The sequence below is a fragment of the Pseudomonas sp. PS02290 genome, assembly GCF_029960075.1.
Lineage (GTDB): Bacteria > Pseudomonadota > Gammaproteobacteria > Pseudomonadales > Pseudomonadaceae > Aquipseudomonas.
Genome location: NZ_JASCOY010000009.1, coordinates 1 through 12,269, shown reverse-complemented (window position 1 = coordinate 12,269; position 12,269 = coordinate 1). Strand labels below are relative to the sequence as shown.

Sequence of the window (12,269 nt, the reverse complement as noted above, 5' to 3'; positions counted from 1 at the left end):
GCCAAGTCCCGGGCAAGCGCGCTCATGCATTGGATTTGCGCGGAACGCACGATTGTCGTTATGCGCAAGCCCTCAAGATGACCGCTTGCTCGCCAACATTAGCCCAACAACCGCCCAATCCCATCCAGCAACCTCTGCAACGCCCCCTGATTGGCCTTCATCACGGCCAATCCGGCATCGGCCATCGCCTTTGCTTTCTCGGGATGGTCGATCAACCCTCGCACTGCAGCGGCCAGTGCGGCCGAGTCACTGACCTCCTCCAACGCGCCGGCATTACGCAGCATCGTGGCGATTTCGAGGAAGTTGAACAGGTGCGGGCCGCTGAGAACGGGCTTATCCAGCGCCGCAGGCTCCAGGAGGTTATGGCCACCGTTGGGCACCAGGCTGCCGCCGACAAAGGCGATGTCGGCCAGCGCATACAGAAACAGCAGCTCCCCCATGGTGTCGCCCACCAGAACCGAGGTCTCCGGCGTTACCGGCTCGGCCGTCGAACGACGAACGCTGGCGAATCCTTGCTGCTGACTCAGCTCAAACACGCCATTGAACCGCTCGGGGTGACGGGGCACGAGGATCAACAGCGCGCCGGGATGGGTTTCCATTACCGTGCGATGGGCCGCCAACACCACCTCGTCTTCGCCCGCGTGGGTACTGGCGGCAATCCACACCGGACGCTGCAAGGTCTGCCATTGCTCACGCTGCTGAGCAGCGCCTTCCAACAGTTGGGGATCGATGCTCAGGTCAAACTTGATCGAGCCCGTCACGGTGACGCACTCGGGCCGAGCGCCCAGGTCACGGAAGCGCTGGGCCTCGGTTTCGGTCTGCACGGCAATCAGGCTCATCTCTGCCAGCATCGGCCGAGTCAGCCCGGCGAAGCGTCCGTAGCCGCGAGCGGAACGCTCTGACAACCGCGCGTTCGCCAGCACCGTCGCAATGCCGCGCTTCGCACACTGATGAATGTGATTGGGCCACAGCTCGGTTTCCATGATCACGCCGATCTTCGGCTGGATGTGATCGAGAAAACGCCCGGCTGCCCACGGAAAGTCATAGGGCAAATAGCAATGCTGAACGCGCGGCTCGTTGGCGAACAGCGACTGAATGCGCTCCGAGCCGGTCGGCGTCATGCAGGTGATGGTGATCGGCAATTGCGGATAGCGGGCCAGCAAGGCGCGAATCATCGGCGCGGCGGCGATGCTCTCGCCCACCGACACGGCATGCACCCAGATTCCGCCGCGCTGCATGGCGGGCAAGCCCATGGCGAAGCGCTCGCCGATCCGTTTCGCGTAGGCTGGAGCCTTGCGCGAACGCAGCCACAAGCGCAGGGCGATCAATGGGAGGCCGAGGTGGAACAGGATGCTGTAGAGGGTTCTATTCATGGGCGCGGAGTTTATCAGCCAAACGCTGTCAGATTTCCATCGAGCTTCGCACATATCTTGCCCGGCGCATTTCGCCAGCCGCCACCCCGCCAGCCCGAAAGGCGCCGGTTGTTCAGTACCGGGTAAGCCGCTTTAATGACGGCCATTGAAAAGGAGCTACACCATGTCTGCGTACTACCTGCTGGCCATCGCCATCTGTGCCGAGGTCATCGGCACAGTGTCCATGAAAGCGGTCAAAGGCCTGAGCACGCCGATCCCGCTGCTGTTGGTAATCGTCGGCTACGCCATTGCGTTCTGGATGCTCACGCTAGTGGTGCGCACCATCCCGGTCGGCGTGGCCTACGCGGTGTGGGCGGGCATGGGCATCGTCATGGTCAGCATCGCGGCGCTGTTTATTTACGGCCAGAAACTGGACTTGCCCGCCATCGCCGGCATGGGCCTGATCGTCGCGGGCGTCGTGGTCATCCAGCTGTTCTCGAAGACGGCCGGTCATTAAGGGGGTTACTGAAAAGTGCCTTCCCCTATAATGCCGGCATTCGTTTCGCCATTTGAGGTGCCCATGTCATCTGCTATTTCCACTGACGTCCTGATTGTCGGCGCGGGCGTTGCCGGTCTCTGGCTCAACGCGCGGCTGCGGCACCAGGGCTTTTCAACGGTGGTGGTGGAAAAGGCCAGCCTGGGTGGCGGCCAGACACTCAAATCCCAGGGGATCATTCACGGCGGCGCCAAATACGCCCTGCACGGCGCACTGTCTGGCGCATCGGAAGCGATCGCCGACATGCCCCGTCGCTGGCGCGAAGCGCTCGCCGGCAAAGGCGAGCTGAACCTCTCAGGCGTACGCCTGCTGTCGGAAGCCCATTACCTGTGGTCGCCCGGCACCCTCGCCGGCAACCTCACCAGCTTCTTCGCCAGCAAGGCCGTGCGCGGGCGTGTTGATCAGGTCAAGGGCAGCGACCTGCCGCCTGCGCTTCAGGATCCGCGCTTCAAAGGCAAGGTGTACCGTCTGGCCGAGCTGGTCATCGACATCCCCAGCCTGGTGAAAAAACTGGCGGAGCTGGCGGGCGACAGCCTGCTCGCGGGCCAGGACATCCAACCGCTGCGCCGCGACGGCGAACTGGTCGGGCTGCGCGTCGACGGCCGCGAGATCCATGCACAGCGAGTGGTGCTCAGTGCCGGCGAAGGCATGGCCGATTTGCTCAAGGCGCTGAACGTGAGCCAGCCGGCCATGCAACGCCGCCCGCTGCACATGGTGCTGGTCAAAGGCCCGACGCTCAAACCGCTGTATGCCCACTGCCTGGGCGGCGGTCCTAAACCACGGATTACGGTGACGACGCATCCGGCGGCGGACGGCCAGTGGGTCTGGTACCTGGGCGGCGACATTGCCGAAGCCGAAGGCGTGGCCCGCAACCCCGCCGAGCAGATCACCGCCGCGAAAAAAGAGCTCGCGAATCTGCTGCCCTGGGTGGATCTCAGCCAGGCGCAGTTCGCCACCTTGCGCGTGGACCGTGCCGAGCCACAGCAAAGCGGTCTGGTACGCCCGGACAACGCCTTTGTCGACGTGCAGGGTCGCTTGGTGGTCGGCTGGCCTACCAAACTGGCGCTGGCCCCCGACTTCGCCGATCGCGTGCTGGCCTCGCTGTCCCGGGATGACATTCACCCGACTCCGCAACCACCGCACACCGACTTCCCCAAGCCGCCACTCGCCATTCCTGTCTGGGATCAACTGCTGCCATGAAGACCCTGCACGATCTGCATCGGCCGCTCGGCAGCCTCGGCATCAACGTCTCACCCTTGGGCCTGGGCACGGTAAAGCTGGGCCGCGATCAGGGCGTGAAGTACCCCAACGGCTTCACCATTCCCGACGACGTCGAAGCGCAGATGTTGCTGAAGCTGGCGCGGGATCTGGGCATCAACCTGATCGACACCGCCCCGGCGTACGGTCGCAGCGAAGAGCGCCTCGGCCCGCTGTTGCGCGGGCAGCGCAAGGACTGGGTGATCGTCAGCAAGGTCGGCGAAGAATTCGAAGCGGGCCAGTCACGGCACGATTTCAGCGCCGCCCACACGCGCCTGTCCGTGGAGCGCAGCCTGCAGCGCCTGGAAACCGACTTTATCGATCTGGTGCTGGTGCATTCCGACGGCAACGACCTGCACGTGCTCAACGACTGCGGCGTCTACCAGACCCTGGCCGAACTCAAGGCTGAGGGCAAGATTCGCGGGTTCGGGTTCTCTGGCAAGACCGTCGAAGGCGGTCTGCTGGCGCTGGAGGACGGCGACTGCGCGATGGTCACGTACAACCTCAACGAACAGGGCGAAAAGCCGGTCCTCGACTACGCTGCTGCACACGGCAAAGGGGTGCTGGTCAAAAAAGCGCTGGCCAGCGGGCACGTTTGCCTGAGCCCCGGTGTCGATCCTGTGAGGGCCAGTTTCGAGCTGCTGTTTAAACATCCCGGCGTCACTGGTGCTATCGTCGGCACCATCAATCCGCTGCATCTGGCCCATAACGTGGCAACCGCCGCTGCCGTCATCCGTCGTCAGCCCTGAGACAAACGGCCGACCCCAACGCAAGAAGGAGCCGATATGCCGCGAACCCTGATCCGAAAGAACCCCAGCAACTTCAAGACCCTGCCGTTATTTGTCGAAGCCACCCCGGAAAGCCTGACCTACCAGAGCATCGGGATGCCGCTGAATTTCACCCAGACCCTGGCACGGCGTCGCAAGATCGACGTGGAGGACAGCGAACGGTTTTCCACCGAACTGGCCAATCTCGGTGTCTCGGTGCGCCTGACCCTGCGCTGGCAGAACCGCGATTACTGGGTGCTGGTTCGCCAGCGCCGTCAGGACCGTGGCGATGTGGTGCTCAAGCTGATCTCCGGCTACGTTCCCGCCCACGAACTCAACCTGCCGTTGCACACGGCGGTGCAGGAAGTCGCCGAGGAATGCCTGATCGAGACGCCCCAAGGCTGGCTCGGCGGACGTTTCAACGACACTTGGCTGCCAGTGCCCTACGCGGCAGCGTTGCATTACCGCGAAGCGATGCCCTTTCGCCTCACGCCGCTTTCCGGCGCGGCACGCCCTGTACGTTGCGGCAGCCTGACCCTGATTGAGCGGCCCCGCGCTTACGTGCATTTGCCGACGGCGTCGTTGCAACTGATCTACGACATGCGCCTGGAAGTGCCGAAAGAGGCTCGCCCGCTGAGTCTGTTTCACGTCGATGAAAGCCTGGAGAACAATGAGCTGGTGGCGCGCCTGAATCGCAGCAAGCCGGATCTGTACCTGATGCCGCTGGAAAACGGCTCGCCCCTGCCCGAGCTGTACACCCTGAAGAAAGACAAGCTTTCGCCCGCCGGTACGCGCGGCCTTTATCTGGCCGAGAGCTTCGCCCCACAAGAAGGCTGGGTGGTACGCGAGGAGCGGATTCGCTGGAAGGACTGGCTGGTGCAGCAGGGCCTGACGCCGAAGAAAAAGCCCAAATCAGGTCTGACCAAGCTGCGGATCAAAGCGAGGCGGCTGGTCAGGCTGGTGCGCAGCGGCCTGCACAAGTAGGCCGCCACTCAGCTCTTTTCAGTGAGGCGTTTGTCACGCCAGGTGCGCAGCCGGGCGAAGAAGTGGAAATAGCGGTTCTCACGCTTGCCCATCCCGCGCTTCGGTGAGAACGACTCTTCAGCGAAGGCGCCGGTGATGCGCACTCGCGAGGCGGTGGTTGGCAGCGTGCAAACGCGGGCGTCGGCCTCAAGCAGGGCGTACTTGAGCAAACGCTCCGAGTGCAGCTTGCGGCCCGTCACTTCGCAGAACTCGAAGATGCGCTCCACCCGTTTGCCATAGGCGCGGTAGACGTCGCGGCCGCAAATGGCGAAACGATCGTTCAGCCCGCCCCACCACTGCCAGTCCGGAATATAGGCGTTCAGCCGCCGTGCCTGTGGCGAATGAAAGACATAACCTGGCAGCGGCGAATGGAAGAAATTGTCCGGCCGCACGAACACCACGAAGTCCGGATCGAACGACTCCATCATGCCCGTGACCGTGTGCAGGGAATTGAGCTGATAGATCAGGTTGCGCAGGGAGACATGCTCGTCGCCCCAGGTGTCGCCCATCGCCTTGACCCGCTCGAAATCCCAGCGATCCAGCACGCCGTCCGTGGACTCGAGAACCCCCGTCATCGACTGGAAAACGTCGTAGTTCTGCGCCTTCAGCTCACCCTTCTCCGCCGAGCGCTGGTTATGCACTTCGTCGATCTTGTAGAGGTGGTAGAAGCATTTGACGTTGCTGCCCTTGGGCAACTGGCCAAGGACGTTTTCCTCGATGGAGGGAAAACAGATTTCCGAGTTGCGCGGAATACCAAAAAACGCGACCGCAATGTTCAGCACTGACAAACTCTCCGGGATCAATGGCGATGCGCCTGGACACGCGCGCTCAAGCGGCGGACGGCCTCGTTCATCTACGAAATAACAGCGTGCGCCACCAACTCCGGGGCTTGAGGGCGATCACTTCGACGTCGGCGCCCAGCAGCCAGTTGCGCTCATAGTCCCAGGCGTGGCCGCCCCAGAGCTTGCCGGCTTCGTTTGAGAAACCGAGGGTCATGAGCCTGTAGCGGTAACCGGCATGAGCGCGCAGCCAGTCGAGCAGCACCAGCACGTTGAAACCCGTGGAGGGACCGACGAAGCGCTTGCCGTTGGGACGATCGACCGGGTAACGCTCGGCCAGGGCCGGCAACGGAATGCGGTCCCAATACAGCGCAACCTCAGGCAGCGGGCACAGCGGCACGGCGCATCCCACCAGCAGCGTGAAGCAACGCGAGCCCGGTTGGGCAGTGAACTTCTGTACGTCATCGGTTGAAGGCAGGCCAAAGAAATAACAGTCGGGCGCGTTGAAGCCGTGGACGAACAGGTTGACGCTTTCAGGCTTTAGCAGGGCGGCCTTGATGCACAGATTGAAGCTGACCACCACATCGTCGGCACCCACGCCCAAGGCATCGAAATCGGCTGGGGTGATGGCTGGATTGTTGGCGATCAGGATGACCCGTGCAGCGTTCGCCAGGCACTGGCGCAGCGCAGCGGAAAGCGCGCCGAATACGTCCTGATCGGCGCCCGGCAATACAAGGGGTTCACTCGGCGCGGTGCTGTCGTGGTTTGACGGCAACGTCATCAGGCCGGCACCTGCATGCCATGGCGCCACTTGACCCAGGCACGGGTCAGCGCCGACGGACGTTGCCACGGGCGCATCGGCCTCTGAATTTCATCGGCCAGATCGCGGCCCACGCGGGCAAAGGCATAGCGCTCTTCGGCGAATCTTTGGCCTTCGCTGGCGATGCGCGCGGCAAGCTCGGGATCACTCTGCAGCAGGCGGATCTTCTCGACGGCTTCGTCTTCGGAGTGGTAGAACATGACGTTTCGCCCCTCTTCGAACCCCAGCAGCTCGTCCTCTTCACCCTGGCTCCATGCGAGCAGCACGCAGCCGCAGGCCATGGCTTCGAAATTCTTGATCATGAACTCGCCCATGCCGATGTCGGCACTGACGAAAATCCTGATGCGATTAAGCGTTTCAAGGTATTCGGCGCCAGAGGCCGTGCGCGTCACCAGCATGCCAGCGCGCTGCGCGAGGTTTTCCACCAGTTGCTTGCGCTGGGAATACTCGCGGCTTTTCAGGCTGCCCAGGAAGCCCACCGGAATGTCTCGGGGTTGACCGAGATTGCGCAGCATTTCCTGGTCGTAGCCCTTGGACACGAACACCGCATCAAGGCCTTCGCCGCGCATGCGCCGCGCAACCACCGCACCGGAAACCAGTGCGCGACTCCACGGCAGCTGCCGGTACAAGCGTGAATACATGCCGTGGTATTTGCTGGCGCTCATGTAGTTCTGATACGCATCGTGCTCAAGAAAGATCAGCCCCGGAATGCACTTGAGCACCGCGCGCTGGCGAGCAAGCCGTTTGACCCGGGAGAAAATCACCACCCGGTCGTAGCGCTGATAGTCGACCAAGGCCAGAAACGGCCCGAGATTCAGCTGCTGTTGCTTGCTCAGGCGAAAGATGACGCAGTCGTCACAATGCTGCCGCACGGTGTCGTACAAACCGTCCAGTATGACGCGCTGTTCATCCATCACCAGTAACATGACTTTCATACGTTCATATACCGAACTGCGAATACAAAAATGGCAGCGGCAAGGGGTGCCACTCTGCGCTGCGGGCGTCGGATCAGTCCTGACTGCGGATCTTGTCGACGATGGCTGTCGTCGAGCTGTTGGCAACCAGTCCCAGCACTTTCACGGTGCCGCCATAAGAGCCGACGATGTCGGCGCCGACGACTTGGTCAACCGAGTAGTCCCCGCCCTTCACCAGCACGTCCGGACGCACATGGGTCAGCAGGTTTTCCGGGGTGCCTTCGGGGAAGCTGATGACCCAGTCCACCGCACCCAGACCGGCCAGCACGGCCATGCGTCGATCAACGCTGTTGATCGGGCGGCCCGGGCCTTTCAGGCGACTCACCGACGCGTCATCGTTGACCGCCACGATCAGCCGATCGCCCTGGGCGCGGGCCTGTTCCAGGTAGGTGACATGGCCGGCGTGCAGAATGTCGAAACAGCCATTGGTGAAGACGATGGTTTCGTTGTGGGCACGGGCGTCGTCGATTGCCAGCAGCAGCTGATCGAGGGTCAGCACGCCGCGCTCGGAACCTTCGGCGCGCTGGATGGCGCGACGCAACTCGGGAGCGCTGATCGCGGCAGTGCCGAGCTTGCCCACGACGATGCCCGCCGCAAGGTTCGCCAGCGCGACCGCGTGCGGCAACTCCTCACCCGCCGCAATGGCCGCTGCCAGGGTGGAAATAACCGTATCCCCAGCACCCGTCACATCGAAGACCTCCCGCGCGCGGGCCGGAAGGTGCAGCGTCGGTTGGTCCGGGCGCAGCAGGGTCATGCCGTGTTCGCCACGGGTGACCAGCAACGCACCCAGATCGAGGTCCTTCATCAGCGCCGCGCCTTTGGCGACCAGCTCTGCCTCGTCGACGCAATGGCCAACGATGGCTTCAAATTCACTGAGATTGGGGGTAATCAGGCTGGCGCCACGGTAGATCGCGAAGTCTTTACCCTTGGGGTCGGCGAGCACGGGAATGCCACGGTCCCGGGCTGCCTTGATCAGCACTTGATGATTCTTCAGCGCGCCTTTGCCGTAGTCGGACAGGACCAGCACCTTGATACCGTCGAGCAAGGCATCGACCTCGCGGCTCAGGGCCTCGGGGTCAGTGGCAAAGGGTTCTTCGAAGTCGATGCGCAGGAGCTGTTGATGCCGGCTCATGACGCGCAATTTGACGATGGTGGGCTGATGGGCGATGCGCTGGAAGCTGGCGATCACGCCAGCGGCCTTGAGGCTGTTGCTCAGGCTGTCGGCGGCTTCGTCGGTGCCCGTCACGCCGACCAGGGACGCCTTGGCGCCCAGCGCAGCAATGTTCAACGCCACGTTGGCGGCACCGCCCGGACGGTCTTCGATCTGGTCGACTTTGACCACCGGCACCGGTGCTTCAGGGGAGATTCTGGAAGTGCCACCGTGCCAGTAGCGGTCGAGCATGACATCGCCGACAACTAACACTTGAGCCTGATCAAAACGCGGCATGGACAACTTCATCGAACAACCCGTGGCAGAAATGGACAAGGACGGAATCTTAGCACAGCGATCAGCGCTGGCTGGCCGGTTGGCCTCGAATCCCTTAGTGCTTCAAACAGCGCTTCAGATGGCGCTTTAATTGGTGCAACGAATGGCGCATCGACTGTTGCAGCTATGGGCGCGGAAAGCGGCGAACCCAGAACACCTCGTGACGGCGCACGGCCTTGCGGAAGAATTCGTCGTCTCCCGTCAGCGGCCATTCGCGACCGGCCAGCCAGCGTTGAATCTGTCGGCGCAGGCGCTTCTTCAGGGGTGGCGCTCCCTGGAGGTCATGCTGCATCGCCAGAGCCATGGCCTTATCCAGTTGCACGTCCGAACTGAGCGACGTACTCCAGAGCTGATCCACTGAAGGCGCCTCTACAAACGGCGGCAGCGCGACGCCTTTACCGGCCAGCCCCATGGGCCAGCGGTCGTTGTCGTGCAGGTGGTTGGCGTAGAACAGCGCCACCTCGGGCGTGTGCGCGCTTCTGCCCACCGCCTGGTATAACGCTTGAGTCGTGGCGATGTGGTCAGCGTGGGGGTCGAGTTCCGGGTGCGGCATGACAATGACGTCCGGTCGATGCGCGTCGAGCAACGCTGCAAGATCAGCCACAAGATTGTTCCAGGTCGGCGCGCCGTCCTGATCACCCGGCAACGGCAAAGGATTGTGCTGCCGCGCACTGCGGATGTCGGTCTCTGAGGAGTCGCGAGAACCAAACGGCTGATCCGGCGACTGTGCCATGGCCGGCAGTTGCAGGCAGTAATAGCCCAGTTGCACGCACTGGCTCTGGGGCACACCGCCCCACAGCGGAATCGCCAGGCTGTCCCAGGTACGCAGACGCCCCTTGAGCCGGGCAGCATCGGCGCGGTTCAGCCCCAGTCGTTCGTAGCGTTCGGCTTCGATTTCGCCCTGAGTCACCGTGACGATGCTGCAATCGGCGGCATGGCTGTACAGGCCAAAGGCTGCCAGTTCGGCGTCGTCGGCGTGGGGCGCGAGGATCATCAACCGTTGCTGCCGGTAATCCGGGTTGCTCAATACGAACAACCGCCCGGCGTTGGCGATGCGGCAGAAGCCGCCTTTGAGGCGCAATGTGCTGTCCGCGACGACGTCCCGCTGGCCGGTGAGGTTCACGTAGCGACGCCCGGCAAACCCTCGCTCGAAATCCTGGCGGTCGTCGCCTGCCAACACGTAGGGGTCCAGCCAGCGACCGAGCCAGCTGCTGCGCAGGTCGAGTTCCAGCAGCAGCGTTTCGCCTTCGCCCAACGGCTCGCTCAGCTGCAGCATGCCGTTGACGACAGAAACAGGCTGCGCCTGGGCCGCGTCAGGAAACTGGTAGTGGTAATCGCTCTTGGGCGAATAAAACAGATGGTCGGAGAACCAGGCTTCGTGGGCGATCCAGGCGGCAACGATCAGCAACGGCACCAGCCACCACGCGACCCAGATGCCAATGCCGATCAGCAGCACCAGACCGATAATCAGCGCCAGACGCTTGTTGCGCCGATGTCGTTTCAGAAGCTGCTGCTTGCGCCCGGACATGTCATCCAACCTTGTAGACAGGCACCGTCTGGCACCAGCGGTCTTTGTATTCGCGATCGGAGCGGCCGAAGGAGTAGCGCAAAGGCTTGTTCACCGCCCTCGCATCAGCCCAGGCGTTCTGGGTGTTGACGAAGCTCAGCACGCTGCCGGCGCTCAACGCCTGATGGGCCGGATCGACACCGCCGTTGATGTATTCCACCGACACCCAGTGTGGCGACTCGACCCTGTACAGCACCTGAGCGGCAATGGGCTTGCCCTCCAGCAGGATCATCGAGCCGGTCATGAACTCGCGCATCAGCTCGAACACCCTGGCCAGATGATCCTTGCCCGGCACGTCGAAGCCCCAGCGCGCATGAAACAGGCTGGAGTAAATGCGGGCTTGTTCCTCGGACGTGAAATCCAGCATCGGCTGCACGACCCCGCCCGCCTCCTCAAGCAAACGCTGCTCGCGGCGCTGGTTGTAGCGGAATTTCTTGGAATAGTCCTCAGGCGCGCGGGCGATCGCCAGGCTCTCGGCTTGCGGCTTGAGGGTGTCGATCTGACCGGCGTTCAACTCCGACACGTAACTCATGCGCTGGCGTACCGGCACTGTCACGCCGGGCGCAATCGGCAGAATGATCTCTGCATTGCCCAGATCGAACACCCGCCGATTACGCTGCTTGAGTACCTTCTTGGCCAGCGCCAGATCCCGGCCCCAGCAGGCCACCGCACCAACGACGTTGCCGTCTTGCAGCCAACCCAGATAACGGACCGGAATGTCAGCCAGCCCGGCCAGGCGCTCGATCACATGCGGGTGCGTGGCAACGCTGCCGCCGAACTGCTGCCACGCGGTGGCGTAGGTGGTCGCATCAATCGGGGTCCAGCCTCGCTCACGCCATGCGCGCAAGTGACTCAGCATGCATCGACTGCCCGATCGATTTCGACTGGCTCGTCTTCTTCGAACTGTTTGGCATGCAGGCGCGTGTAGTAGCCGTTCTGCGCCAGCAGCTCGGCATGGGAGCCGCGCTCGACAATGCGGCCTTCGTCCATGACCAGAATGACGTCGGCTTTTTCGATGGTGGTCAGGCGGTGGGCGATCACCAGCGTGGTGCGGCCCTGCATGACCTTCTCCAGGGCTTTCTGGATATGGCGCTCGGACTCGGTATCCAGCGCCGAGGTCGCTTCGTCGAGAATCAGCAGCGGCGCGTTTTTCAGCAGCGCGCGGGCAATCGCCAAACGCTGGCGCTGGCCCCCGGAAAGCAGCACGCCGTTCTCGCCGACGAGGGTCTGGTACTGCTGAGGCAACTTGTCGATGAATTCGTCCGAATAGGCATCGGCCGAAGCTTTCTTGATCTCTTCCAGCGGCACGCCCGCCAGATCGCCATACGCGATGTTGTTGGCAATCGTGTCGTTGAACAGCGTGACGTTCTGGTTCACCAGCGCGATCTGACGACGCAGGCTGCGCAGGGTGTAGTCCTGAGTTTCGACGCCATCGAGAAGAATCTGGCCCTGCACGTGATCGTAGAAGCGCGGAATCAGGCTCGCCAACGTGGATTTGCCGCTGCCGGAGCGGCCCACCAGCGCGACCATCTGGCCGGCTTCGGCGACAAAACTCACGTCATTGAGCACGCGCTTTTCCGTGCCTGGGTAGGTGAACGTGAGGTTTTTGACCTCCAGACGGCCTGAAACCTTGTCGCGCTCTACGGTGCCCAGGTCCTGCTCGGTCTGCTCATCCAGTTGCTCGAAGA

Annotated in this window: 12 protein-coding genes; 4 read left to right on the top strand and 8 right to left on the bottom strand. The window is 62.7% G+C overall.

The window, feature by feature from the left end; genetic code table 11:
- Positions 1 to 98 precede the first annotated feature (98 nt).
- The gene (waaA, locus tag QMX88_RS06960; protein ID WP_282367647.1) at positions 99 to 1,373 is read right to left on the bottom strand and encodes a lipid IV(A) 3-deoxy-D-manno-octulosonic acid transferase; all 1,275 of its coding nucleotides are present in this window, start codon (positions 1,371 to 1,373) and stop codon (positions 99 to 101) included.
- 163 nt (positions 1,374 to 1,536) lie between these two features.
- Between waaA and QMX88_RS06955 the strand changes: the two genes are divergently transcribed.
- From QMX88_RS06955 to QMX88_RS06940, 4 genes are all read left to right on the top strand, one after another.
- On the top strand, positions 1,537 to 1,869 hold the full coding sequence (locus tag QMX88_RS06955) for a DMT family transporter (protein WP_133774590.1): 333 nt from the start codon (positions 1,537 to 1,539) through the stop codon (positions 1,867 to 1,869).
- A gap of 63 nt (positions 1,870 to 1,932) precedes the next feature.
- The gene (locus QMX88_RS06950; protein WP_282367640.1) at positions 1,933 to 3,108 is read left to right on the top strand and encodes an NAD(P)/FAD-dependent oxidoreductase; all 1,176 of its coding nucleotides are present in this window, start codon (positions 1,933 to 1,935) and stop codon (positions 3,106 to 3,108) included.
- Positions 3,105 to 3,914 carry an aldo/keto reductase gene (locus QMX88_RS06945; RefSeq protein ID WP_282367638.1) on the top strand — a complete coding sequence of 270 codons (810 nt, stop codon included), beginning with the start codon at positions 3,105 to 3,107 and terminating at the stop codon, positions 3,912 to 3,914. The genes QMX88_RS06950 and QMX88_RS06945 overlap by 4 nt, the downstream gene beginning before the upstream one ends.
- A gap of 36 nt (positions 3,915 to 3,950) precedes the next feature.
- On the top strand, positions 3,951 to 4,916 hold the full coding sequence (locus QMX88_RS06940; protein WP_282367635.1) for a metal ABC transporter ATPase: 966 nt from the start codon (positions 3,951 to 3,953) through the stop codon (positions 4,914 to 4,916).
- 8 nt (positions 4,917 to 4,924) lie between these two features.
- Here the strand turns inward: QMX88_RS06940 and QMX88_RS06935 are convergent, their stop codons facing one another.
- The 7 genes from QMX88_RS06935 to QMX88_RS06905 form a co-directional block, all read right to left on the bottom strand.
- Complete coding sequence (locus QMX88_RS06935) at positions 4,925 to 5,737, bottom strand: hypothetical protein (RefSeq protein ID WP_282367633.1); 813 nt, start codon at positions 5,735 to 5,737, stop codon at positions 4,925 to 4,927.
- A 67-nt stretch (positions 5,738 to 5,804) separates the two neighbouring features.
- Positions 5,805 to 6,515 (bottom strand): hypothetical protein, encoded by a 711-nt coding sequence (locus QMX88_RS06930; RefSeq protein WP_282367631.1) that lies wholly within the window; start codon positions 6,513 to 6,515, stop codon positions 5,805 to 5,807.
- The gene (locus QMX88_RS06925; protein ID WP_282367629.1) at positions 6,515 to 7,489 is read right to left on the bottom strand and encodes a glycosyltransferase family protein; all 975 of its coding nucleotides are present in this window, start codon (positions 7,487 to 7,489) and stop codon (positions 6,515 to 6,517) included. Before QMX88_RS06925 ends, QMX88_RS06930 begins: the two co-directional genes overlap by 1 nt.
- A 73-nt stretch (positions 7,490 to 7,562) precedes the next feature.
- Positions 7,563 to 8,987, bottom strand: a complete 1,425-nt coding sequence (gene hldE / locus QMX88_RS06920; protein WP_192171128.1) for a bifunctional D-glycero-beta-D-manno-heptose-7-phosphate kinase/D-glycero-beta-D-manno-heptose 1-phosphate adenylyltransferase HldE — start codon at positions 8,985 to 8,987, stop codon at positions 7,563 to 7,565.
- 151 nt (positions 8,988 to 9,138) lie between these two features.
- Positions 9,139 to 10,542, bottom strand: coding sequence for a PIG-L deacetylase family protein (locus QMX88_RS06915; RefSeq protein WP_282367624.1), 1,404 nt, complete (start codon positions 10,540 to 10,542; stop codon positions 9,139 to 9,141).
- 1 nt (position 10,543) lies between these two features.
- Positions 10,544 to 11,440 (bottom strand): GNAT family N-acetyltransferase, encoded by an 897-nt coding sequence (locus QMX88_RS06910; protein WP_282367622.1) that lies wholly within the window; start codon positions 11,438 to 11,440, stop codon positions 10,544 to 10,546.
- The coding region (locus tag QMX88_RS06905; protein ID WP_282367619.1) for an ATP-binding cassette domain-containing protein at positions 11,434 to 12,269 on the bottom strand (836 nt) is incomplete at its 5' end. The genes QMX88_RS06905 and QMX88_RS06910, both read right to left, overlap by 7 nt.

What these genes read in the sequence shown, in the direction of transcription:
- waaA (WP_282367647.1), bottom strand. Translation starts at nt 1,373, where the DNA reads ATGAATAGAACCCTCTACAGCATCCTGTTCCACCTCGGCCTCCCATTG.
- QMX88_RS06955 (WP_133774590.1), top strand. Translation starts at nt 1,537, where the DNA reads ATGTCTGCGTACTACCTGCTGGCCATCGCCATCTGTGCCGAGGTCATC.
- QMX88_RS06950 (WP_282367640.1), top strand. Translation starts at nt 1,933, where the DNA reads ATGTCATCTGCTATTTCCACTGACGTCCTGATTGTCGGCGCGGGCGTT.
- QMX88_RS06945 (WP_282367638.1), top strand. Translation starts at nt 3,105, where the DNA reads ATGAAGACCCTGCACGATCTGCATCGGCCGCTCGGCAGCCTCGGCATC.
- QMX88_RS06940 (WP_282367635.1), top strand. Translation starts at nt 3,951, where the DNA reads ATGCCGCGAACCCTGATCCGAAAGAACCCCAGCAACTTCAAGACCCTG.
- QMX88_RS06930 (WP_282367631.1), bottom strand. Translation starts at nt 6,515, where the DNA reads ATGACGTTGCCGTCAAACCACGACAGCACCGCGCCGAGTGAACCCCTT.
- QMX88_RS06925 (WP_282367629.1), bottom strand. Translation starts at nt 7,489, where the DNA reads ATGAAAGTCATGTTACTGGTGATGGATGAACAGCGCGTCATACTGGAC.
- hldE (WP_192171128.1), bottom strand. Translation starts at nt 8,987, where the DNA reads ATGAAGTTGTCCATGCCGCGTTTTGATCAGGCTCAAGTGTTAGTTGTC.
- QMX88_RS06915 (WP_282367624.1), bottom strand. Translation starts at nt 10,542, where the DNA reads ATGTCCGGGCGCAAGCAGCAGCTTCTGAAACGACATCGGCGCAACAAG.
- QMX88_RS06910 (WP_282367622.1), bottom strand. Translation starts at nt 11,440, where the DNA reads ATGCTGAGTCACTTGCGCGCATGGCGTGAGCGAGGCTGGACCCCGATT.